Annotated in this window: 20 protein-coding genes; 5 read left to right on the forward strand and 15 right to left on the reverse strand. The window is 74.0% G+C overall.

Going from position 1 to position 23,306, the window contains the following annotated elements:
* Positions 1-189 precede the first annotated feature (189 nt).
* Positions 190-1,293 (reverse strand): hypothetical protein, encoded by a 1,104-nt coding sequence (locus tag ACI78Z_RS07830; protein WP_457035959.1) that lies wholly within the window; start codon positions 1,291-1,293, stop codon positions 190-192.
* A 186-nt stretch (positions 1,294-1,479) separates the two neighbouring features.
* Here ACI78Z_RS07830 and ACI78Z_RS07835 point away from each other — a divergent pair, with 186 nt between their 5' ends.
* On the forward strand, positions 1,480-2,880 hold the full coding sequence (locus ACI78Z_RS07835; RefSeq protein WP_457035960.1) for a DUF4407 domain-containing protein: 1,401 nt from the start codon (positions 1,480-1,482) through the stop codon (positions 2,878-2,880).
* 556 nt (positions 2,881-3,436) lie between these two features.
* Positions 3,437-6,688, forward strand: a complete 3,252-nt coding sequence (locus tag ACI78Z_RS07840; protein ID WP_457035961.1) for a DEAD/DEAH box helicase — start codon at positions 3,437-3,439, stop codon at positions 6,686-6,688.
* Between the two features lie 156 nt (positions 6,689-6,844).
* Here ACI78Z_RS07840 and ACI78Z_RS07845 read toward each other — a convergent pair whose 3' ends face one another.
* Positions 6,845-7,825, reverse strand: a complete 981-nt coding sequence (locus ACI78Z_RS07845) for an NAD(P)H-dependent flavin oxidoreductase (RefSeq protein ID WP_457035962.1) — start codon at positions 7,823-7,825, stop codon at positions 6,845-6,847.
* A 130-nt stretch (positions 7,826-7,955) separates the two neighbouring features.
* On the opposite strand from ACI78Z_RS07845, the gene ACI78Z_RS07850 reads away from it, so the two are divergent.
* Positions 7,956-8,402, forward strand: a complete 447-nt coding sequence (locus tag ACI78Z_RS07850) for a hypothetical protein (protein WP_457035963.1) — start codon at positions 7,956-7,958, stop codon at positions 8,400-8,402.
* Positions 8,403-8,408: 6 nt separating this feature from the next.
* Here the strand turns inward: ACI78Z_RS07850 and ACI78Z_RS07855 are convergent, their stop codons facing one another.
* The 10 genes from ACI78Z_RS07855 to ACI78Z_RS07900 all read right to left on the reverse strand — a co-directional run bounded on the left by ACI78Z_RS07855 (position 8,409) and on the right by ACI78Z_RS07900 (position 17,785).
* Positions 8,409-8,705 carry a hypothetical protein gene (locus ACI78Z_RS07855; RefSeq protein ID WP_457035964.1) on the reverse strand — a complete coding sequence of 99 codons (297 nt, stop codon included), beginning with the start codon at positions 8,703-8,705 and terminating at the stop codon, positions 8,409-8,411.
* An 8-nt stretch (positions 8,706-8,713) separates the two neighbouring features.
* Positions 8,714-9,547, reverse strand: a complete 834-nt coding sequence (locus tag ACI78Z_RS07860; RefSeq protein WP_457035965.1) for a hypothetical protein — start codon at positions 9,545-9,547, stop codon at positions 8,714-8,716.
* A 101-nt stretch (positions 9,548-9,648) separates the two neighbouring features.
* The gene (locus tag ACI78Z_RS07865; RefSeq protein WP_457035966.1) at positions 9,649-10,077 is read right to left on the reverse strand and encodes a type II toxin-antitoxin system VapC family toxin; all 429 of its coding nucleotides are present in this window, start codon (positions 10,075-10,077) and stop codon (positions 9,649-9,651) included.
* Positions 10,074-10,331, reverse strand: coding sequence for a type II toxin-antitoxin system Phd/YefM family antitoxin (locus ACI78Z_RS07870; RefSeq protein WP_457035967.1), 258 nt, complete (start codon positions 10,329-10,331; stop codon positions 10,074-10,076). Before ACI78Z_RS07870 ends, ACI78Z_RS07865 begins: the two co-directional genes overlap by 4 nt.
* Before the next feature lie 82 nt (positions 10,332-10,413).
* Complete coding sequence (locus tag ACI78Z_RS07875) at positions 10,414-11,751, reverse strand: ABC1 kinase family protein (protein ID WP_457035968.1); 1,338 nt, start codon at positions 11,749-11,751, stop codon at positions 10,414-10,416.
* 284 nt (positions 11,752-12,035) lie between these two features.
* Entirely contained in the window at positions 12,036-13,580 is a 1,545-nt protein-coding gene (locus ACI78Z_RS07880) for an acyl-CoA synthetase (RefSeq protein ID WP_457035969.1), read from the reverse strand.
* A 113-nt stretch (positions 13,581-13,693) separates the two neighbouring features.
* The gene (locus tag ACI78Z_RS07885; RefSeq protein WP_457035970.1) at positions 13,694-14,746 is read right to left on the reverse strand and encodes a hypothetical protein; all 1,053 of its coding nucleotides are present in this window, start codon (positions 14,744-14,746) and stop codon (positions 13,694-13,696) included.
* 132 nt (positions 14,747-14,878) lie between these two features.
* Positions 14,879-16,123, reverse strand: a complete 1,245-nt coding sequence (locus tag ACI78Z_RS07890) for a polyhydroxyalkanoate depolymerase (protein WP_457035971.1) — start codon at positions 16,121-16,123, stop codon at positions 14,879-14,881.
* A 269-nt stretch (positions 16,124-16,392) separates the two neighbouring features.
* Entirely contained in the window at positions 16,393-17,016 is a 624-nt protein-coding gene (locus tag ACI78Z_RS07895; RefSeq protein ID WP_457035972.1) for a hypothetical protein, read from the reverse strand.
* 121 nt (positions 17,017-17,137) lie between these two features.
* Positions 17,138-17,785, reverse strand: coding sequence for a DUF2332 family protein (locus ACI78Z_RS07900; protein WP_457035973.1), 648 nt, complete (start codon positions 17,783-17,785; stop codon positions 17,138-17,140).
* A gap of 153 nt (positions 17,786-17,938) precedes the next feature.
* Between ACI78Z_RS07900 and ACI78Z_RS07905 the strand changes: the two genes are divergently transcribed.
* Complete coding sequence (locus ACI78Z_RS07905; RefSeq protein ID WP_457035974.1) at positions 17,939-19,195, forward strand: hypothetical protein; 1,257 nt, start codon at positions 17,939-17,941, stop codon at positions 19,193-19,195.
* A 380-nt stretch (positions 19,196-19,575) separates the two neighbouring features.
* Here ACI78Z_RS07905 and ACI78Z_RS07910 read toward each other — a convergent pair whose 3' ends face one another.
* Both ACI78Z_RS07910 and ACI78Z_RS07915 read right to left on the reverse strand, forming a co-directional pair.
* On the reverse strand, positions 19,576-20,868 hold the full coding sequence (locus ACI78Z_RS07910) for a Fic family protein (protein ID WP_457035975.1): 1,293 nt from the start codon (positions 20,866-20,868) through the stop codon (positions 19,576-19,578).
* Positions 20,869-21,039: 171 nt separating this feature from the next.
* Entirely contained in the window at positions 21,040-21,357 is a 318-nt protein-coding gene (locus ACI78Z_RS07915; RefSeq protein ID WP_457035976.1) for a hypothetical protein, read from the reverse strand.
* 866 nt (positions 21,358-22,223) lie between these two features.
* Here ACI78Z_RS07915 and ACI78Z_RS07920 point away from each other — a divergent pair.
* Positions 22,224-22,709, forward strand: a complete 486-nt coding sequence (locus ACI78Z_RS07920; protein WP_457035977.1) for a GGDEF domain-containing protein — start codon at positions 22,224-22,226, stop codon at positions 22,707-22,709.
* Here ACI78Z_RS07920 and ACI78Z_RS07925 read toward each other — a convergent pair.
* Positions 22,684-23,271, reverse strand: coding sequence for a hypothetical protein (locus ACI78Z_RS07925; RefSeq protein ID WP_457035978.1), 588 nt, complete (start codon positions 23,269-23,271; stop codon positions 22,684-22,686). The two genes, ACI78Z_RS07920 and ACI78Z_RS07925, sit on opposite strands and share 26 nt — an antisense overlap.
* Positions 23,272-23,306: the final 35 nt, after the last annotated feature.

Consider the following 23,306-nt stretch of genomic DNA (forward strand, 5'->3'; position numbering starts at 1 on the left):
CGGGCAGACAAGCCGGGCAGACCGGCAACAGTCCCATGATCAACACTCGGCGCCCGGCGACGGGGCCGAAGAGCCGATCCGCGCGGGACCATGTCGAGGTCTGAGTGCTCCCAGACCGCGTCCCGCCATCCAGCCACGGACGTGACCTCTCATGAACGGGCTGCGCTCTGCATCAGAGGTCGTGGGCGTTCAACCGACCAGGAACGCGGTGGCCTGCGGGCCGTCGCCGTCCACGCAGGAGCCGGTGGCCAGGAGCCCGGCATCCGCGCCGATCGGGGCGACGTGGCCCAGCACCGCGGCGCCGGCGCACAGCGCCACCGTGGCGACCCGTTCCCCGCTGGCCAGGTCGACGGTGACCAGCTCGGCGGGGTAGGAGAGGTCGGCCTGCGGCACCCAGGCGGAGCTGCCGTCGGGGGAGACCACGACGTCGAGCGCGGAGTCGCCCACGCCGTCCAGCTGGACGGAGTCCGCGACCGCGCCGTCCACCACGGTGACCAGCCGCCCGAGCTCGCGGCCGGCGCCGACGTGCAGGGTGGCGACCACGGTCCCGTCGGCGGTGACGTCGACGTCGGCCGGCGCGCCGACCGGGGCGTCGGGGGCGAGGTCGGCCGGCGCGCCGACCGTCAGCAGGTCGTCGTCGTACGCGGTGAGCACGGCGCGCCCGTCCGCGGTCTCGACGAGCGCCGCGAGGCCGCCGTCCGGACGCGGGGCGAGCGCGGTGACCGTGCCCTCGGGGACGACCGGCGCGGTCATCGTGACGACGCCGGCGGCCAGGTCGACGGCGAGCAGCTGGGACGGGGCGCCGGGGAGGGCGAGCGCGGCGTAGAGCGTGCTGCCGTCGAGGGAGACGGCGGTGGCCGCGCGGTCGGGGCGCAGGCCGAGGGCGGTGACGGTGGCCGGCCCGTCGGGCGGGACGGTGAGCAGCTGGTACCCCGTGGTGGGGCCGGTGCCGGCGACCAGGAACGAGCCGTCGGTGAGGACGGCGAGCTCGGCGTCGTCCCCGACGGCGGGCAGCTCGAGCAGCGTCGTCGCGGTCGGGCCGTCCTCGCCGGGGGAGACCTCGACCAGCCAGCCGCGCGTGCCGCCGTCCGCGAGCAGGGCGACCGGGTCGCCGCCGGGCCTGGGGGTGAGGTCGAGCAGGCGGGCGTCGCCGTCGACGGCGGCATCGAGGTCGACGGTGCCGAGCAGGGCGGGGCCGGTGGGCTGGTCCGGGCCCGCGTCGCCCTTGCCCGTGCAGGCGGCGGCCGTCAGGACGACGGCGAGGACCGCGGCGGCGCGGCGGACGCGGGGCATGTCGGCTCCGGGGTCGGCAGACGCCGAGCCTCCGCCGGAGCTGTGATCACGGCAACTCGGGCGGGCGGTCCGTGACGCGGCTGGGGCGCGTGTGACTGGCTCGTCCGGACGCAGCGGATGGGTGCCGATGAGCCGGGGGAGACGACGGACTGTTCTCTACCCCCGTCGTCGCGGGAGTGGCTCGGTATGGCGGCATGGCAGCGACGACTCGGTGATGGCCTGGCGGTGCTCGGAGGCGCCCGCCCCGACCTGCTGGAGGCGGCGCCCGGTTCGCGGCCGCGGTTCGTGGCGCTGGGCGGCGTCCTGCTGAGCACCGGCGGGCTGGCCGTCGTCTCGATGGCGTTCGCCGTCGCGATGGCGCTGGGCGTGTGGTGGCCGCTGGCGCTGCTGGTCGGCCTGGGCTGGGGCGCGGTCGTGGTCAACCTCGACCGGATGCTGCTGGTCGGGATGGCGCACGACGCCTCGCTGAAGCGGAACGTGGTGCTCGCCGTCCCGCGGGTGGGGCTGGCGCTCATCCTGGGCGCGGTGATCGCGACCCCGCTGACGCTGCAGGTGTTCTCCTCGGAGATCGACACCGAGGTCAAGGCGATGCAGGCGGAGGCGGCCGACGCCTACCGCTCGTCGCTCGAGGAGGATGCCCGGTTCGCCGGGCTGCCGGAGCTGCGGGAGCGGGTGGCGCTGCAGGAGTCGATCGTGGCCTCCGGTGGTGTCGCGGACCCGCAGGTCGCGGTCGTGCAGGGCGACGCGACGGCGGCCCAGCAGGCCTACGACGCGGCGCTGGCGACCCAGCGGGAGCTCGAGGCGAAGGCGCAGTGCGAGCTGGACGGCACCTGCGGCACCGGGGACGCCGGCACGGGCCAGGCGTACGTCGAGGCGCGGGCGGCGGCGGACGCTCAGGCTGCGGTGGTCGCGTCGGCGCGGTCCGCTCTGGACGCCGCCACGGAGGCCGCCTCGGCGGCGGAGGGGCGCGCGGCCCAGCTGGCGTCGGCGTCGCTGGAGACCGACCGGGCGGAGCTGGAGCGGCTGACCGCGGAGCAGACCCGGCTGCAGACGGCGTTCGATGCGACCGTCGAGGACGCCGACGGGATCCTGGCGCGGCTGGAGGCCCTCGACCGGCTGGGCGACCGCAACGCCACCCTGGCCGCGGCGCAGCTGATGCTGTCGCTGCTGTTCATGAGCATCGAGATCCTCCCCGTGCTGATGAAGCTGCTGCTGAACTTCGGCCCGCCGTCGGCGTACGACAAGCTCGCGGCGCTGCGGGACTCCGGGGACGTGGAGATCGAGGAGCTGCAGAAGGAGTCGCGGCTGACCGTGGCGGCGGCCCGTGAGGAGATGCTGGTGATGGCCGAGAAGGAGCGGATCGACCGGCAGAAGGCCGCGATCGTCGCCCGCCGGGAGGCCGCCGAGGCGGCCGCCCGGGCCGAGCGGGCTGCCGCAGCCCGAGCTGCCGAGCTGGCGGCTGCCGCGCCGGCTGCCGAGTCGGCCGGCGACGGGCTCCGGCCGTGGGACACCGGGCCGATGCGCCTCGCCCGCACCGTGCTCGGTGCCCGCCGCCGCCCGGCCGACCGCGTGCCCGCCGGCGTCTGAGCGAGGACCAGCGCGAACACCCCCGGCGACGACGGTCGCCGGGGGTGTTGTGCGTTCGGGGCCGGCCGTGCGGGATCTCGCGCGGGCCCCTGCCGGGCGCGGTGCGCGGCAGCGCGAGCGGGTTCATGGCCCGGGGCTCGCCAGGTGGACAGGGCGGCGTCTCGACAGGTCGACATGTCGGCAGGAGCGGCGGTGGATGAGCCCGTCACAGGCGGAGCGGGTCGGGTGGAGCGAGGTCCTCGAGCCAGGGCGGGTCGGGTTCGGGGTCGTGGCACCAGCCGGGCGGGCGGGTGGTCCGGGCGACCCCCGACGGCGTGCGGACGACGAGCCGGCCGTCGGGCAGCAGGGTGGAGGACCAGCCGCGGGCGAAGGTCGTGATCCGCCGTCCTTCATGCCCGCACGGTAGCGAGCACCGCTGACAGTTCTCGCAGCTCAGGCTGAGGTCCGCGGGCAGCCCTCGCCGACTTCCCGCGCGGCTGCGAGCGGACCCGCGGGCGTGGAGGACGGTTGTGGACGAACGGTTCCCACGACCCTGGCGGCGGTTAGCCTCGGACGGGTGCTGGACCAGCTGCGACCGGCGCTCACCGACTCGGTCATCCGCCGGTCGGTCGGCCACGAGACCTTCCGCCGCGGTGCGGCCTACGCGAGCGAGGGGCGCGTCTCGGACGTCGCCTGGTCCCCGGCGCTCGGCGAGTTCGACGCCACGGTGATCGGCAGCGGGGGACGCCGGTACCGGACCGTCGCGGCCTACGACGCCGGCAGCGCCCGCTGGTGGGGGGAGTGCAGCTGCCCGGTCGGCGCGGACTGCAAGCACGTCGCCGCCGTCCTCATCACCGGCCGCAACGCCCTGGACGGCCCGCCGCCGACGGCCGCGGCCCGCGCTCCGGAGTGGGAGACGGCGCTCGCCGACCTGGTGCCGTCCACCGCCCCGTCCGCGCAGCGGACGGGCGCCCCGCTCGGCCTGCAGTTCGACGTGGAGCCAACCCGATCGGGCGGCCCGTCCGTCCGCCTGCGCCCGGTCGTGCCGGGCGCCAAGGGTCGCTGGATCCGCACCGGGGTGTCCTGGCGGTCCCTGCAGTACGACTACTACACGCGGTGCGATCCGGCGCACGCCGCCGCGCTGCGCGCGCTGCACCGCGCCCACCAGGTGACCGACGACGGCCCCACGTACTACGGCTACGGGGACGCGCCGGTGCTGCTCGAGGAGTTCGGCCCCGCGCTGTGGCCGGCCCTGCAGCAGGTCGTGGACGAGGGGGTGACCCTCGTGACCCCCAGCGGCGGAGCGGTCCGGGTGGCCGGGGAGCCGGCGACGCTCGCCGTGGACCTGCGCCGGGACGGCGACGCCGACCTGCGCATCGAGCCCGTCGTCGACCTGGGCTCCGGCGTCTGCCTCCCCGCCGGGGCGGTCCGGCTGCTCGGCACCCCGCCGCACGGCGCCGTCCTGCTGCCCGGCGACCCGGTGCTGCCCCCGGACCTGGTGCCGGAGCGGGGACTGCTGCTGGTGCCCGTGCAGCCGGTTCCCCGGCGCGCGGGGAAGCTGCTCACCGCCGGCTCGCTGCGCGTGCCCGCGGCCGACCGCGCGCGCTTCCTGACCGGCTTCTACCCGGCACTGCACCGCGCGCTGCCGGTCCGCTCCTCCGACGGCTCGGTGGAGCTGCCGGAGGTGCTGCCCCCGCAGCTGCACCTGCAGGTCGAGCACACCGGGAACCACCGCGCCCGGCTGAGCTGGTCGGTGCGGTACCGCACGGGCGCGGACGTCCGCCACGTGCCGCTGGCAGCGGAGGCTGCGGATCCCGGCCGCGACGTCGCCGCGGAGGAGCGGCTGGTGCGGTCGCTGCCGCTGCCGGCGGACCGGTTGCCCCGGCTGTGGCAGGACGGCCCCGACCGGCGGCTGGCACCGACCGCGGTGCTGTCCGGCATGGACACCGTCGTCCTCACGACCGAGGTGCTGCCCCGGCTGGCCGACGCCGGCGTCCTGGTGGAGGTGACCGGGGAGCCCGCGGACTACCGGCACACCGACGCGGCCCCGGTCGTGCAGGTCTCGGCCACGGACGGGCCGGACGCCGACTGGTTCGACCTCGGCGTCACCGTCACGGTGGACGGCGAGGACATCCCGTTCGCGCTGCTGTTCACCGCGCTGGCCGCCGGCGACCCGCACCTGGTGCTGCCCAGCGGGACCTGGTTCGACATCCGCCGTCCCGTGTTCGACCGCCTGCGCCGGCTGATCGACGAGGCGCGGGCGCTGCAGGACGCCGAGCGGCCGGGCCTGCGGATCAGCCGGTACCAGGCCGGGCTGTGGGACGAGCTGGTGGAGCTGGGGGTGGTGGCCGAGCAGAGCGAGCGGTGGGCGCGCGACGTCCGGGCCCTGCTGGACGTCGACGCCGCCGAGCCGCCGGCGCCGCCCGCCGGGCTCGCCGCGCAGCTGCGGCCCTACCAGCTGCAGGGCTACCAGTGGCTCTCGGTGCTGTGGGACGCCGGGCTCGGGGGCGTGCTCGCCGACGACATGGGGCTGGGCAAGACGCTGCAGACGCTGGCGCTGGTGTGCCGGGCCCAGGAGGTCGGCGAGCTGACCGCGCCGGTGCTCGTGGTGGCCCCGACCAGCGTGGTGTCGAACTGGGCGCGCGAGGCGGAGCGGTTCGCGCCCGGCCTCGTCGTCCGGACCATCGAGGCCACCGGCCGCAAGCTCGGCATGCCGCTGGCCGAGGCGGTCGACGGCGCCGACCTGGTGGTCACCTCGTACACGCTGCTGCGCCTCGGCGAGGACGACTACCGCGCGCTGCCGTGGAGCGGGCTGGTGCTCGACGAGGCGCAGTTCGTGAAGAACCACGCGGCCAAGACCTACGCCGCCGCGCGGCGGTTGCCTACCCGGTTCAAGCTGGCGATCACCGGCACCCCGGTGGAGAACAACCTGATGGACCTGTGGTCGATGCTGTCGATCGTGGCGCCGGGGCTGTTCCCGAGCCCGCAGCGGTTCACCGAGCACTACCGGACGCCGATCGAGAAGGCCGGCGACGCCGACGTGCTGGCCGCGCTGCGCCGCCGCATCCGGCCGCTGGTGCGCCGCCGCACCAAGGAGCAGGTCGCCGCCGAGCTCCCGCCCAAGCAGGAGCAGGTGCTCGAGGTGGTGCTGAACCCGCGACACCGCAAGGTCTACGACACCCACCTGCAGCGGGAGCGGCGCAAGGTGCTCGGCCTCGTCGACGACCTGCAGCGCAACCGGTTCACCATCTTCCGGTCGCTGACCCTGCTGCGGCAGCTGGCCCTCGACGCGGCGCTGGTCGACGAGGTCTACGCCGGCATCCGGTCGAGCAAGGCCGACGCCTTCCTCGAGCACCTGCAGGAGGTGGTCGCCGAGGGTCACCGCGCGCTGGTGTTCAGCTCGTTCACCGGCTTCCTCGGCACGGTGCGCGCTCGGCTCGACGCCCACGGCCTGCCCTACGCCTACCTCGACGGGCGCACCCGGGACCGGCAGCGACGGCTCGACGAGTTCCGCAGCGGGCGGGCCCCGGTGTTCCTGATCAGCCTCAAGGCGGGCGGGTTCGGGCTCAACCTGACCGAGGCCGACTACGTGTTCGTGCTGGACCCGTGGTGGAACCCGGCGGTGGAGGCGCAGGCGGTCGACCGGGCGCACCGGATCGGCCAGGACAAGACGGTGATGGTGTACCGGCTGGTGGCCGCGGGGACCATCGAGGAGAAGGTCATGGCGCTCCAGGAGCGCAAGCGCGACCTGTTCGCCCGCGTGCTGGACGACGGCGGCGCGCTGGCCGGACCGCTGACGGCCGAGGACATCCGCGGCCTGCTCACCTGAGCTCCGACCATCTCGCGTCCGGCCGAGGGCGCCGTCCGTACGAAGCCGCCCGGTCGAGCTCGGGCGCCACCAGCTCCGTCTCGGGCGAGGGCCGTCGCTGAGCCGGACGGCGGCGGTGGGGACGCTTCCCGCGCGATCGGTCGGCCGGCCCGGCGCTCAGCGGACGCCGCTCCGGCGTGCGGCAGGCAGCCGCCGCTCGAGCTCCGCCACCAGCTCGGCCACGACCTCCGCGGCCGGACGGATGCCGGTCACCGAGCCGACGCCGGCCCCGGCGTACATGGCCGTCGCGTCCAGGTGACCTTCGAAACCGGCCACGGGCGGGAGGCCGGACCCCCGCGGCACGGCAACCTGCTTGCCGCCCATGACCGCGGTCCCCACCACGTCGTCGCCCAGCTCGGCGACCCGCTCCACCGCGGCCCGCAGCACCCGGGCCCGCGGGCTGGTGGCGCAGAGGGGACAGTTCGCGAAGGCGTCGGTGATGACGGTGCAGTCGCCGGCGGCGTCGACGAGGGCCTGCTTGTACGCCGGGTGCGCGCCGGACTCGACGGTCGCGATGAACCGGGTGCCGATGCGGGCGCCGTCCGCACCGGCCGCCACCACCTCGGCGAAGGCCCGTCCGTCGGTGATCCCGCCGGCCGCCAGCACGGGGACGTCGACCGCGCCGAGCACCTCGTCGAGGAGGCGGCGCAGGGGCGTGGCGCCGCGGACGTGGCCACCGGCCTCGACCCCCTGGACGGTGACGACGTCGCAACCGGCGTCCACCGCGGCACGCGCCTCCGCGAGCGAGCCGACCTGCCACCCCGCGAGCGCTCCGGACCGGTGGACCAGCTCCACACGCCGCGGCGAGGGCTCGGCCCAGAAGAAGTCGACCAGCCGCACCCGCTCGGCGGCGGCCACGAGCACCTGCTCGTCGACGTCCTCACTGGTGAAGTTGGCGGACAGCACGCCGGACGTGCGCCGGCGCACGTCCTCCAGGCGCCGGAGCAGGAGCTCCGGAGGGAGGCCGAGCGCGCTGGCCGTCCCGACGCCACCGGCATCGGCGACCGCCACCGTGAGGTCCGGTGAGGAGATCGTCCCCATCGGGGCCTGCTGGACGGGGACGGTGCAACCGACCAGCTCGGTGAACCGGGTCTGCATGCCGGCCTCCCTCCGGGGCTGGAGCGGGTCGACGGTCCCGCCGGGGGAGGGCTCCGTCAAGACGCGTGCAGACGCCGGAGACTGTCGTCCCCCGGCCCTAGCCTGTACTCAGGGTGAGTGAGGGGGAGCGGTGAGCACTGCCGTGTGGGCGTTCATCGGCGTGGTGGCCGGCGGGCTGCTCACGGTCGCCGCCCAGGCCACGGCCGAGTCCCTCAAGGCCCGCGCGGCGGCGCGGGCACGGCAGGACCAGCGGGAACGCGCGTGGCGCGAGTTCGAGCGCGAGACGCTGATCGAGCTGCAGGGCGCGATGGCCGACTACCGGGCGGCGCTGGTGCGGGACAGGATCCAGATCCTGCCCTCGCGGGCCACGGACATGCAGCTCGCGGCCGCCCGGTCCAGGTACCAGATGCTGGCGCACCGCGTGTCGTCGTCCGCCGCCCGGGACGCCGCCCTGGCGTGGGAGGTGGTCGCCCTGCCCTGGTTCCAGGGGGACGACTCGGCCACCGCCGCGGCGGAGGCCGAGGCGTGGGAGACGGCGATGCGGGTGACCGGCGAGGCCGTCCGCGCCACGGACTGAGTGCCGTCAGACGGTCTCCAGCCGCTCCGCGACGCCGTGGTCGCGGGCGGCCTCGAGGAGGTACTCGCCGAACTCCCGGGTGACGTGTTCCGCGCGGAGCAGTGCGGCGCCACCGTCGACGAGCACGCGGGTGACGAGCTCGTCGGCGAAGGACGGCGTCCCGGCGACCATCCGCCGGAAGTCGACCACGATGGTGGCGCCGGACATGCGGTCCGCGAGGCCGTCGACCAGGGCACGGGCGCGCTCGCGGCCGCCGCTCAGCTGCGGGACCTCGATCGGTGGGAGGACAGCAGGCACGGTCATCGACCTCCTCACAGGCTCAGGCGCACGTGGGCGAGCGTACCGGGATAGGACGCCGGGAGATCCGTCAGCTCGGGAACGGTGTGACCGCCCCGGAACGTGCCGCTGGCCGCTCCACTCATCAGCGTCACGCTCCCGCGGTGTTCCCCCGTGATGCCGATGACCCTGCTGATCCCGCGCCCGCGACCCGGGCGGCCGATGGAGGTCACGTGCACCTGCGCGGCGCGCACGATCGCCGTCCGGTCGTCGGGCACGGGGACCACCGCGGCGAGTCGCTCACGCAGGCCGATGCCGCTGTCACCGACGGCGAACGAGAGGTCGCCTGCGTTGTCGTACCGCTGGAGCGCCACGTACCCGTGCGACCGGGCGCTGTGCTCCAGGACGTTCCGGGCCATCTCGTCGAGTGCGGCGTACAGCGGCTGGACGAGCTCCGGGTGGTCGTCGACGTAGTTCTGCACGAGGGTCGCGGCCACGGTGTCCAGCCCGGCCTCGCCGTCGAACCGGCGCAGCTCGACGAGGCGGTGGCCGAGCCGGCGCTCCCGCACCTGGGGCAGGTCGTGGGCCACGTCGAGCCCGGCGAGCTGCTCGCCGAGCCGCATCCGGGTGAGGTAGTTGGCGACGTCGCCGCCCTCGGGCTTGCGGAAACAGACGGCACGGCCCAGGAGCCGGGCCCGCTCGGCGACGACGGCGAGGCTGACCAGTCCGGCCGGGTCGATGAACTGGAGCCGGGTCAGGTCGATCACGACGGATCCGGTGCCCGAAGGACGCAGGTGTCCACCGATCTCGTCGTACGTCAACTCACCGTTCGTGCAGACCGTGATGTCGACGCAATCGGTCCTGGTCATCTCCGTTACATCATCGACGAGGGTCTGACAATCAGCGAGTGACGGAGTGCTCCTCGTGCGTGACCAGCGCGGACGATCCGAGGCCGGGCGACCGCTCCCCGTCAGGCCCCGGTGTCGATGGCCTGGAGGTCCTCCCGGTGCCAGGCGGCGAGCAGTTGCCGGTCGCCGGCCAGCCCCACGGTGGTCGCGCTCCGCACGCGCAGACCCGAGGCGCAGTGGACGGCGTCGTAGCCGCGGAGGGCGTGCGTTCGAGCAAGCGCGCCGGCCTGGCGGACGAGGTCCTCATCCACGTCCAGGACGTCCATCTGGGCCCAGACGGACTCGAACTCGACCAGTGCGCTGTCGTGTGCCTCGGCGGTCAGTCGGCCGAGTCGCGCCGCGCGGGCCAGCGCGGCGCAGACCTCGGCGAACGTCAACCGGACGGTCGCCACGGTCTCGGCCTGCAGGAAGACCCGGAGGCAGACCTCGGACCCGGGCTCGTCGTCGACGAGCAACGGCACCACTGCAGAGGTGTCGAAGTAGGCGATCACCTGCGCTGCTCGGCGACCAGGTCACTGACCGGCCCGGAGGCCTTGACGCGCCGAGGTGCCGACCGCTGCCGCTGGCGGGCTGGCTGCACGAGCCCATCGGCGATCAGCCGCTCCAACGGGCTGGGCTCGTCGACCGGGACGATGCGGGCGACCGGTCGGCCGTGATCGGTCACCGTGATGCTGCGCCCGGCGCGTACCTCGGCCAAGAACCGGCTCAACCCGTCCCGCAGCTCACGGACGCCGACCGAGCTCATCGCTACCCCCTCGTTGTGGCTACATATCGCAGGTCGATCATAGCCACAAGGGATCCGCCGACGTCGTCGGCAGTACTGCTCGTCAGGCGTTGCCGAGCGGTGGCCCGTCGTAGCCGGGAAGCCACCGCCGGAGCTCGACGTCGACGACCACGGTGGCGCCCAAGGAGCAGAGGACGCCGGCCAGCCCCGCGGCCACGCGCTGGAGCAGCAGGTGCCTCGGCGGGATGGTCAGCCGGCGCTGGGTCCGGGAGGCGGCGTTGAAGGGGTCGGAGGTGCGCCGGGTCTGCTCCTGCATCCAGGCCCGGGTGAACTCGTACGTCGGGCTGCGCAGCGGCTGCAGGTAGGGGTCGAGCAGCGCGAGCAGGGCTCCGGAGGAGACCTGGTCTGCCCGGAGCAGTCCAGCGGAGGCGGCGATGCGGTGCAGCGTCGCGGCGTCGCCGTCCCGACCGGCCGCGAGCAGCGGCCCCAGCCGGGCCGGCCAGCCGTGCGGCAGGGCCTCGGTCGCCCCGAAGTCGAGGACGCCGAGCCGGCCATCGGGCAGCAGCCGGAAGTTGCCGGGGTGCGGGTCGCCGTGCAGTCGGCGGGCACGCGCGGGCGCGGAGGCGAGCAGGCGCACCAGCAACTGACCGGCACGGTCCCGGTCGTCCCGGGTGCCGTCGGCGATGACCCGGGACAGGGGTGTGCCGTCGACCCAGCGGGTGACGAGGACCTGACCTGCGACGGCCAGCACGTCGGGGACGGCGATGTCCGGGTCGTCGCGGTAGGCGTCGGCGAACGCCGTCTGGGCGTCGGCCTCCCGGACGTAGTCGACCTCCTCGACCAGCCGGTCGCGCAGCTCGGCGACCAGCTGCCGGGCGTCGAGGCCGGGCGCGGCGGCCTGCACGATCGGCGTCAGCGTCTGCAGCACGCCCAGGTCGTCGACGAGCGCCTCGCCGGCGCCCGGGTACTGCACCTTCACCGCTACCGGGGTGCCGTCGGACCAGGTGGCGCGGTGCACCTGCCCCACGCTGGCCGCGGCGACCGGCCGGTCGTCGAAGGTCTTCAGCAACTGCGGCCAGCTGGGTCCGAACGACGCCCGGAGCTGCCCGTGAACGAGGTCGGCCGGCATGGTCGGCGCCGCCTCCTGCAGCTTCACCAGCGCCTCGCGGTAGGGGCCGGTCAGCTGCTCGGGCAGCGCGGCCTCCATCGCCGACATCGCCTGGCCGACCTTCATGGCGCCGCCCTTGAGCTGGCCGAGGACGGCGAACAGCTGCTCGGCGGTGCGCTGCTGCACCTGCGCGGCGACCACCTCGGCGGGGCGGCCGCCGAGGCGCTTGCCGATGCCGAGGGCAGTGCGCCCGGCGTACGCCGCGGGGAGCGCGGCGAGCCGGGCGGTCCTGGCGAGGCGGCCCCGCGGCGGGCCGACGTCCTCGGAGGTCACCGGCGGACCGTAGCGCCGACATGCAGGGGACGACACGCCTCGCCGGCCCGGCGAGGCGTGTCGTCCCACCCGTGACCGGGGTCAGCGGTTGCCGTGGCCGGACACGACGCTCCGGGGCCGGCCGGTCGCCCCCGCCGGCGTCCCCGGGGGGTCCGTCAGCCACCCATGCCTGGCGCGGGCGGCAGCACTCCGGCCTTCGTCGACCAGCCGAGCCGGTCGCCGAGGTGCCAGGCCTCCGACACCCTGTCCCCGGTCCGGAGCGGAGAGTGCGCCGACCAGGGCGGTCAGTGGATGCCGCGCTCCTGCCCGGCCCAGTACGGCGCGCGCAGCTCGCGCTTGAGCACCTTGCCGACGGGGGAGAGCGGCAGCGCGTCGACGACGTCCATCGACCTCGGCACCTTGTAGCCGGCGAGCCGGTCGGCGCAGAAGGCGCGCAGCTCCTCGAGGGTCACGGCGGCGCCGGCCGCCGGGACGACGACGGCGTGCACCCGCTCGCCCCAGGTGTCATCGGGGACGCCGATGACCGCGCAGGTGGCCACCGCCGGGTGCTGGGCGAGGACGCTCTCCACCTCGACGGAGTACACGTTCTCCCCACCGGAGATGATCATGTCCTTGAGGCGGTCGGTGAGGTACACGTAGCCCTCGTCGTCCATCCAGCCGGCGTCGCCGGTGTGCATCCAGCCGTCCCGCAGCGCCTCGGCGGTCTCCTCCGGCCGGTTCCAGTAGCCGAGCATCACGTTGCCGCCGCGGACGACGATCTCGCCGACCTCGCGGCGGGGCAGCTCGGCGTCGTCCGGGCCGACGACGCGCACCTCGGCGTGCGGAGCGGCGCGGCCGACGGAGCGCCGGTGGGTCGGGTCCTCGTGGTCGCCCGGCCGGAGGACGGTGGCCGCGGGGGCGAGCTCGGTCATGCCGTAGGCCTGCATGAAGCGGGCGTTGGGCAGCGCCTTCATCGTCCGGCCGAGCAGGGCGTCGGACATGGGCGAGGCGCCGTACATCACCCGCCGGACGCTGCTCAGGTCGAACTCGTCGACCCGCGGGTGGTCGACCACCAGCTGGATCATCGTGGGGACCAGCAGCACGTCGGTGATGCCGTGCTCCTGGACGGCGGTGAGCACGGCGACCGGGTCGAACACCGGGATCATCACCTGCGTGCCGCCGAGCACGCCGCCGGTGACCCAGGTCGAGAAGGCGGCGAGGTGGAACATCGGCGCGGCGTGCAGGAGCACCCCGCCGGGCGGGAAGTCGTCGGTCGCGAGCCCGCCCAGGGACGACGTCAGCAGGTTGTCGTGGCTGAGCATCACGCCCTTGGAGCGGCCGGTGGTGCCGCCGGTGTAGAAGACGCCGGCGAGCTGGTTCCCGCCGCGGCGGGCGTCCTCGACCGGCTCGGAGCTCTGGATCAGCTGCTCGAAGGAGAGCATGCCGTCGGGGGTCGGGCCGTCGCCGGCGTGGACGACGTGCTCCAGCCGGCCGTGCGCCGACCGGATGCCGTCGACGCACCCCGCGAAGACGTCGTCGACGACGAGCACCCGGGCGTCGACCTCGGCGAGCGAGTCGGCGATCTCCGGGACGCTCCACCGGATGTTGACCGGGACGACCACGCCACCGGCCCACAACGCCGCGGCGAGGAACTCGGAATAGCGGTCGGAGTTCAGGGACAGGATGGCCGCGCGCTCGCCGTCCCGGATCCCGAGCTGCCGGAGGCCGCCGGCGAGCCGCGCGATCCGGTCGACCGACTCGGCGTGGGTCCGGGTGCGGCCGGCGCAGACGGTGGCGACCTCGTCCGCGCGTTGCTGGACGTGGCGGTGCAGCCCCTGGGTGAGGTACACGGCGACCTCCCGAGCCGGTGGGGGTCCGGATCGTGGCGTCGACGGCGTCCGCGATGACAGAGGCGGATGGCCCTGAGGCGCCTGCAGGCGCGCCGACCTCGGGGCCGGATGGGTCACCCGATGGTGAAGGCGGTGGTCGAAGAGCCGTCAGCGGTGACGCACGAGCCTGCGATGGTGAGCCTGCTGCCGTCGGCGGAGAGCGCGATCGCGCCGAAGACGCCGACGCCGTCGCACAGCGCCACGGTCCCGAGGGGCTCCCCGGTGGCGAGGTCGATCGCCGTCAGCCCGGCCGGGTGGTACGAGGCGGACAGCACCACGTAGGCGACGCGGCCGCCGGGGTCGAGGGCGAGGTCGAAGGCGGTGTCGTCGGTGCCCTCCAGTTCGGCCACGGTCCGCACCCGGCCGTCGGGGACCGTGACCAGCCGACCGGTCTCGAGCGCCTCCCCGACGTAGACCGCGGCGACGACGGTGCCGTCGGCGGTCACCTCCAGGCCGGTCGGCGTGCTGCTGCCCTCGGGGACGAGCTCGACCGGGTCGCCGTCCGGGCGGAGATCGGCGGTGAAGCGGGCGAGGAGGGCACCGGTGCCGCCGTCCCGCGGCTGGGCGACGAGTGCGGCGAGACCGCCGCCCGGCGACGGCGCGAGGTGGGTGACGGGCGCGGGGACGGCGGCGGTGGCCCGGACGGCGCCCGTGATGGCGTCGACGGCGATGAGCCGGGTGTCGTGGGCCAGGTAGAGGGTGTCGCCGTCGAGGAGGACGGCGGTCGGCGGTCCGCCGAGGGGGAGCGGGACGGCGGTGGGGGTGTCGCCGACCCTCGTCAGCTCGGTGCCGACGACGAGCGGCGTGCCGTCGTCGGCGATGACGAGCTCGCTGCCCGGGTCGACGGCGGGGATGGCGCGGACGGTGGGGGAGGCGTCGTCGCCGGCGAGCGGCACGAGCCAGTTCTGGTCCGCACAATCCGCGCCGACCAGGGCCACGGGCCCGCCGTCGGGACTGGGCGCGAGGTCGTAGAAGACGACGTCCGTGCCGACAGCCTCGTCGAGGTCGACGGTGGCGACGACAGCCGTAAGCGGAGGAGCGGGGTCGTCGGGCGCGACGTCGTCGTCCCCGCTGGTGCAGGCGGCCGTGAGCAGGACGGCCAGTGCTGCCGCGGTGGTGCGGGACATGTCGGCTCCCGGGGCGGGGGGCCGAGGGTCCCGCCGGGCCGGTTCCCAGGGCAACCAGTGATCCCCCGCCGAGCGGGCCTGCTCCGCCGCTGTCGCCCGCGGGTCCGGGTGCCGGTCAGCGCGCCGATGGCATCAGCCGCCGGACGCCGTCCGCACGGCGGCGCGGGCGGAGGTGATGAACTCCCGGACGACGGGGTAGACCTCGGCCTCCCAGCGGGAGCCGCTGAAGACGCCGTAGTGGCCGACCTTCTCCTGCAGGTGGTGGCGCTTGCGCTCCTCGGGGAGCCCGGTACACAGCCGGTGGGCGGCCTCGGTCTGGCCGGGGGAGCAGATGTCGTCGTTCGCGCCCTCCACGGTGAGCAGCGCGGTGTTCCGGATGGCGCCGGGGTCGACGCGCCGTCCCCGCCAGGTGAAGCGGCCCTGGGGGAGCTCGTGCTGCTGGAAGATGCGGCCGACCGTCTCCAGGTAGAACTCGGCGGGGACGTCCATGACCGCGCCGTACTCGTCGTAGAAGGCGCGGGTGGCCGCGGCCCTGGCCGCGTTGCCGGTGACGAGGTCGCGGTACATCCGCGCGTGCGCGGTGAGGTGCCGCCGGGGGTTCATCGACATGAAGGCCGTCAGCTGGACGACGCCGGGGTAGACCCGCCGTCCGGCGCCCGCGTACCGGCTGGGCACGGTGTCGACGACCCGGCGCTCGAACCAGGAGAGCGGCTTGCCGGTGGCTGACTTGTTGACCCGGTTGGGGTTGATCCGGGTGTCGATCGGGCCGGCCATGAGGGTGACGCTGGCGGGCTGGGCCGGGTCGTCGTCCTCCGCAAGCAGGGCGACGGCGGCCAGCACGGGGACGGCGGGCTGGCAGACGGCCACGACGTGGGTGTCGGGGCCGAGGTGGCGCAGGGCCTGCATCACGTGGTCGATGTACTGGTCGAGTCCGAAGGGACCGTGCTCGGCGGGGATGTCGCGGGCGTTGTGCCAGTCGATGACGTAGACGTCGTGGTCGGACAGCAGCGTGCGGATGGTCGGCCGGATGAGCGTCGTGAAGTGGCCGGACATGGGACCGACGACGAGCACGCGGGGCTGGCCGACGACCGAGGGCTTGGCGAAGTGCAGCAGGGTGCCGAACGGCGTCCTCAGGGCCGGGCGCTCGAAGACGTCCGCCGTGCGGGCGCCGACCGGCACGGTGGGGATGCCGAAGGCCGGGCGGTGGTGGGTGGGACGCGCGTTGGCGAGGATGTCGCAGGCGGCCACCGCGTGACGGACGGCCGGGGTGCGGGCCCACGGGTCCGGCAGGCCCTGCAGTGCGCGGGCGGTCCACTCGGACGCCGCGACGACGGGCGCTCCCATCCGGCGGTTCATCTCGTAAGCGGTGTAGAGCATCGGCCTGCCTGTCGCGGAGTCGGATCTGTCAAGTGACTTAGGTCACTTGCCGCAGAGACGTTAACCGCTGTACAGGACGGCCGCGCGGAGGGGTCTGGTCTGGGCCACGTGTCGGGGCACCGGCGTCCCGTGAGCAGCAGCGGCCACTCCAGCACCGGTCGCGGGACGGGACGTCGCGGTGGTGTGGTCGATGGGGCCGGAGGCTGACCCACCTCGCGGAAGCGCCCCGGCGACCACGGTCGCCGGGGCGCTCTGCGCTTCAGGGGCTGTTACACGGCCTCGGGGACGTGCAGGTGGGCGAGGACGAGGTCCATCTCGGCGACGTCCACGATCTTGGCGCCCATGGCCTGCGCGAACTGTTCGCGCAGGACTCTCGCGTGCTTGCGCACCAGCCCCGCGGCGTCGCGGTTCTCGAAGCTGGTGACGCTGACCGTCCGGCCGAGGCGCCGGTCGACCAGCATGCTGACGCTGCAGAAGCCGGGCAGCTCCTGGAGCTTGGGCAGCAGGTTGTGCCGGTAGGCGTCGAGCAGGTCGTCGAGGTGGTTGGGGGCGATGCGGGCCCAGGTGACCTGCGCGCCGGCGCCGTCCCCGGCTGGGCGCTCGCGGTGGAGGACGGCGATCTCCCACTCCTGGACGTCGGCGTGCTCGCCGCCGAGCGTGTGCATGAGGCGGTGCTGGACGGTGCGGTCCTCGTGGGCGGTGGCGCGCATGGCCTGCTCGTCGACCCAGGAGGTCGCGACGATGCACCGGCCGCTCTCGCGGTCGGCGAGCAAGGACAGGCCGACGCAGCCGTCGGTCTTCTGGACCGTCGGCATCACCTCGTCGCGCACGTAGGCGATGCCGGCGTCGAGGTTGCTGAGGTTGCCGCGGATGCTGGTGGATCGGGCGTACATGCCACCTCCGTTCGGGCGGCGCCCCGGCGGCATCGCCTCGCGGGTCAGCTTCTCGGCCGCCGACCCGCGAGGCAATGGCTCCGGTGAGGCGGTGCGATCGGTCGACGGGGACCGGGTCGGCTCAGCCCGGACCGGCACGGGAGTCGATGGACTGCGCCGCTGTGGGGTGCGGCGCGCTGAAGCCAGCTGCATGCGTGACCGGCCTTGCGATCCACTCCAGCCAGGCGGCGCCGGGGTGGGCCCGGCCCAGCACCTCCGTCCTGCGCGTGCCGTCGCGGACGCTCACCCGACCGATCATGCCGAAGACGCCGCCCTCGCGGTTGTCCCGCAGCCAGTCGGCCGGTACGTCGAGGCCCTGCACGGTCCCGGTCGCGGCCGGACCCAGCGGGACGAGCGGGTCGACCGAGATCCACTCGAGGTCGCGGCCGATCCCCGTGACCGCCTCCCGGAACGCGGCCAGGCGCTCCGGCGGCAGGAACACGTGGACGTAGGTGTCGATGAGGCAGAGCAGGGCGTCCGCCGGGACCTCGTCGACCTCGGCGGACAGCACCTCGACGAGGTCGCCGCGCATCGTCGGCGCGGGGTGTGCGCGGGCCACATCGACGGCGGCGGCGAACCGGGTGACGGCGTCGACCTCGGGCGGCACGCAGGCGCCCAGCCAGCGCACGGTGCGGGGGTCGGTGAGGTCCAGCGGCTCGACGTCCACACCGAGCCGGTAGGCCACGTCGGGCGGCCGGATCGGGGCCGGCGGCCAGTCCCGGCTGCGCACCGCGCAGGTTGCGTCACATCGGCGTTCCGCTCGGTCAGGATGCATCGCACCGCGCGCAAGCCACCAATGAGTGCCTGGCCGGCGCCTGTGAAGAGCCCGACTCGTCTGTCTCCTTCGCAGGGCGTTCCCCTACCCGCGTTCGAGGAGCCCACGGTGGATGCCGACATCCAGCTGATCAGTGACGGCGATGGCCTGGCGGTCATCGGGAGTCCGACTGCTGTCGAACGCTTCCTCACCGCTGAGGGGCTGCCGTCGAGAGATCTAGGGCTGAAGCGGCTCCATTCCGTGCTCAAGACCGGATCCAAGATCGCACAGGCGGGTTCCGAGATCGCCACCCAGTCAGGCCGCTGGGTGAAGCTGACCAAGGAATCCGCCGAGAAGATGGGCAACCACCCACTGATGAAGGGTTCGCGGCCGGACGTCAACCGCGCCGTGCTCACCGAGAACGGCAAGATCACGGGACTTCTCGAAATCGTGAAGAGCCCCGGATCAGGTCTCACCAACCCGGCGCTCCTGTCCGGTGCGGCGGGGCTCATGGCGCAGCTGGCGATGCAGCAGACCATGGAGGAAATCACCGATTATCTCGCCGCGATCGACGCGAAGCTCGATGACGTGCTCCGCGCCCAGGAGGACGCCGTCCTGGCAGACATGATCGGCGTGGGCTTCGACATCGACGAGGCCATGACCCTGCGCGAGCACGGCGGCCGGGTCAACGAGGTCACGTGGTCGAAGGTTCAGGGGTCGTCGGCGACGATTGCGCGCACTCAGGCGTACGCACTGCGCCAGCTCGACGCGCTCGCCGAGAAGCTGGAGCGCCACACGAGCGTTGGCGACCTCGCCGAGTCGGCCAAGAAGGCCGAGGCCAAGACCCAGGACTGGCTCGCCGTCCTGGCTCGCTGCTTCCAGCTCCAGGACGCGATCGCCGTGCTCGAACTCGACCGGGTGCTGGAGGTGGCGCCCGAGGATCTCGACGGGCACCGCCTCGGGCTGAAGGCTGTCCGGCAGAAGCGCCTCGACACCATCACGCAGACCACCGAGGGTCTGCTGGCCCGCATGGACGCGGCAGCGGGCACGGCCAACGCGAAGGTGCTGCTGAACCCCCTCCAGTCGCCGGCCATCGTGCGGGCGAGGCAGCACGTCGCGATTGCCGTCACTGACTTCCACGGGCGGTTGGGGCTCGAGTCGGACGGGCGGCAGTCGGTGGAGGCGCGGGCCTGGACGTCGGCCGCCACGGAGTTCCGGGACAAGGTGCTGGAGACGGGGGCGGAGGGCGTCGACGCGTCCTGGCGCCTGGGGAACGAGACCTTCGGCCGGGCGAAGTCGGTCACGGGCAAGTTCTCCAGCGGCATCGCTGGGCGCACGCTCCGCTGGCGCCGGAACGACGAGGAGCCCGCGCAGGGGGTCGAGTAAGCGACGTCGCCTGTCCGAGTGACGCTTCTGCTGCCAGGGCTCGCGCCCACCGATTCGTGTCGGAGGCGTCCGCTGTCCCTGGGGTCGGCAGAGGCGGGCTGCCGGGCGACGGCGATCGGGAGGCACGGAGCTGTGCAGCAACTCGACGGACGGCTGGCGCTCGGCCCGACCGACCTGACCTCCCACCGAGAAGGCTGGCACCTGCCCCGGCTCGACCTCGGGGTGGCGGCGGGGAGTGGGCGGCGCCGGACGTGGAGACGACGGAGGAGTTGCAGCTCGTCTTCGACAGGGGCCTCGAGCACCGCGGCGCGGCGCGACCGCGCCCGTCCGGACCCGGGTGCTTCTCAGCCGCGTGCGACGGGGGTCCGCGAGGTTGCAGCTCAGGGTCGTGGCGGCGCAGGAACGGAACGGTTGGGAGCGGACATGCGCGTGTCCCAGCGCGTGCTGGCCAGTTGCCGCTCGGCATGGGTGACGACCGAGAACACGTCCGTGGCGGTGTAGCCGGTCGTTCCGCGTTCGACGGAGCGGCGGGTGAGGATGCCGGCATCCGCGAGCTCCTCGAGGGCGGCCCGTGCAGCGGGGAACGAGACGCCCAGTCGTCGCTGGGCCGTGCGGGTGGTCATGATGGGCACCTCAGGCAAGGTGCGCAGGATGCGCGAGGTCGCCGAGTCAGCACGAGGTGTCTCGCGTCGTCCCCGTGCGGCACGGTGCTCCGCCAGCTTCGCCTCCCACTCCGTCTGCAGCTCGCTGATCTGCGTGCCGAACAGACTCGCCTGTTCGGCTGCAACCGTCGTCGCGTGCAGGAACAGGTCCAGCCAGGCAGCCACGCCCTCGGCTGCCTGGTCCGACTCCGGCGGACCCACGTACCGGTAGGACGTGAGCCCTTGGACGTATCGATCGCGGAGTGTGGCCAGTACGAGGCTCACCGGCAGGACCGCCGACGGCGTGAGCCCGCGGCGTGTGAGCACCGTGTGGATCAGGGCACGACCGACACGCCCGTTCCCGTCCGTGAACGGATGGATGGTCTCGAACTGGGCGTGCACGATCCCGGCCTGGACGAGCGGCGCATGGACGGAACCGTTCACGTAGTCGACGAGGTCCGCCATCAGGCCGGGGACCAGCTCGGGTGGTGGTGGGACGAACTCGGCGGACAGCGGATGCCAGGACGAGCCACCGATCCAGTTCTGGACCCGCCGGAGACCGTGGTGGCGCTCGTCGGGCAGAAGGGCACGGTGCAAGGCCTCGACATCGGCAACCGTGACGGCGTCCACGCGAGCGAGCTCCTCACTCGCCCTGCGCAGGACCGTGATGTTGTTGGCCACGAGGCGCGCCTGGTCGCTGAACCCGCGTACGTCTTCGTCCTGGGCGAGCTCGGCGAGTGCCACTTGCTGGGGTGACGGGGCGATGCCTTCGATGAGGGAACTGGCGATCGCCTCGGAGCGCAGGAGGAAGCGGGCGAGCCCTTCCAGCGCCCGCGCTCCTCGTCCCCTGTCCAGCTCTCGAACCGCTCGTTCGGCCACCGTCGCGGCGTGATTGGCCTCGCGGGACATGCGCAGGGGGCGGGCGGTGACGCCGTCAGGGCCGTACGTGCGGTAGGGGCCGGACAGCCGGTCGGCGCGCGGGACCATGGTCACGTCCGAGTGTTCCCAGACTTCGTCCAGCCAGCGGGCCATGCGGAAAACCTTTCATGACCGGGACCGCCATTGAACTTTGACACGCGATCCTTTGGTCGACGGTGTCGCGATTCAAGGATGTGCCGGCCCGCGGGCGACGATCACGGCACCGAGCTTGACGTCGTCCCGCCTGCCATCGAGGCGCGCCCGGTCAGCTCGGCCTGGGGCGTGTCAGTTCTCGTCCAGCGTGCGCACGGCCGTACGGAATGCGTCGGTGGACGTATCGACCGCGGCCACGGCATCGTCCGTGAGCTCCTGCCGGGGGCCGCGGGCGGGGTGCCCGTGGCGGATCAGATCGCGGAGCAGCTGCGGTGCGTGGTCGAGGCGCGGGGTGCCGGGGGCCAGGAACGTGCGCTCGGGATCGAGCAGCCGGGCGACGTCGTCCCGGCTCCAAATGAGCGGATCCCCGATGCCGTTGGCCCTGCCCGCGGCCAGCACCTCGTCCACGAGCCACCGCAGGTCGTCGTCGGCCGACGGCTCCTGCAGCACGGAGCCGTGGCCGCCCTCGGAGAGCAGCTAGAGCATCCACTCGACCAGCGCGCGGAATTCGGCCAACGCCTCGGACCCGATCTGCCCGGGCCGAGGTCGAGCTCGGTGAGGGCCGCGGCGATGCGGGCGCGGGCGTCCGCGGGAGGGATGTCGCGCATGCGGACGTCCGGGTCGTCGTCCTCGACCCACAGCTCGACGAGCCACGCCAGCGGGGACTGCACGACGTACCCATCGGTGGCGTCGGCACCGACCTTGTTGTCGATGAGGACGACGGCGGTCAGGGGGTGGCCGCCGGGCACGGTGACGCCCCCCAGCAGCTCGTCGGCGTCCCCGAAACACCGTGCTGACCTCGACCGCCCGGTCGACCGGTGCGGCGCGGTCGAGCTCGGCTAGCCAGCGGGGGAGCACGTGCCCGCGGTCGGCGATCTCGCGGCGCACCCGCCGGCGCAGCTCGGCGTCGACGGTGAGGGGCGCGATCGCCAGCAGGGCGGCCGACGTCTCGACCCGGTCGACGGCGGAGAAGCTGCGGACCAGGTCCTCCAGCGTGGCGCCGGGATCGTCGTCGGAGGCGACCACGGACAGCAGCAGCCGACGACCCCAGGAGAGGACCGGGAGTGGCAGAGTCGACGCCGCCGCGCAAAGCGTCCATCAGGTCGGTCGCCGGCGCCGTCCGTCGCTGCTGCGGGCGGCGGGACTTCGCACACTTCTTGCTCTTCGGCATCGACGATGGACGCTACTGCGGCTCGCCGACGTCTTTCAGCGTCAGGCCGCCTCCGGGTCGGGCGTCCGATCGATTGGGATCAGGCAGCCGGCGCCGGCTGGGTGGCGGATGCCGACGCCGACCAGGAGCTGCGGCTGCAGAGACGGTGGACCGGCTGACCGCGGTGGCGACCAAGGCCGACGGCTGGCGGCAGGCGCTGCTGCGGACGGCGCGGCAGGACCCGCTGACCGGGCTGGCCAACCGCAGCCACCTGCTCGACACCGGCCGCGCGGCGCTGGCCGTCGGGGGAGCGGTGCTGTTCGTGAACGTGGACCGGTTCAAGGAGGTCAACGACCGCGGCGGGCACGCGGTGGGGGACCAGTTGCTCGTCCGGCTCGTCGACCGGCTGCGCCGGCACGTGGAGAAGGAACTGCCGGGGGCCGTGGTCGGCCGACTCGGCGGGGACGAGTTCGTGGCGGTCCTGCCCGGAGTGGACACTGCTACGGCCGAGGCCATCGGGCACAGGCTGGCTGCTGTGCTCGTGGACGAAGTCGAGCTGGGCTGTCGGCCCGTGCGGGTGTCGGCCTCTATCGGGGTGCGGAGCAGAGCAGTGCCCACGGCGCGTTCTAGTCGTGGCGCTGGTCCGCGGTGAGGTACTGCTCGAACACCTCGGCCCGGTGAGTCCGGCCGGAGCCGAGTACCTGGTGAGCGACCACACGGCCGACGACCGCGGCGACCGTGAGCGCTGCCCCGGCGACGAAGGCCCACGACGCCAGCGGCGCCGGCCGCGCGGTTGCGGGGCTGGGACGGTGTCGACCACCCAGTCGCCGGCACCAGGTGTCCAGCGAGGGACGCCGTCCCGGACGGGCGCCTCGCCGTGCTGCGCCGTCACCGTCTTCGGCGGTCGGGAACCGGTCGAGGAAGAACGGGACGTCCGTGAGCGGTTCAACCTGGCCGCCCGCGGCCAGGTGCGGCCTCCAACAGGTGCCCAGGGCGTCGTCGAGGACGTCGCGGAAGGCGTCCGACCATGCGCGGTCGTCGTCGGTCCTACCCGGACGCCTGGGATGGCAGAGGGCCATCGCCAGGAGAGCCTGACTGTCGCCGGCCGGGGCGGCCACGTCCTCCTGCAGTGCGAGCAGTTCGGCGACCAGTCGATGGCGCCAGCACTCCCCGGCGGGTCGTTCCGGCTGCTGCGAGACGCGGATCTCGGCCACGGAGCGTGCTCGATGACCCTCACAGGGTGAGCCTC

This window comes from Geodermatophilus sp. SYSU D01176, from assembly GCF_054050015.1.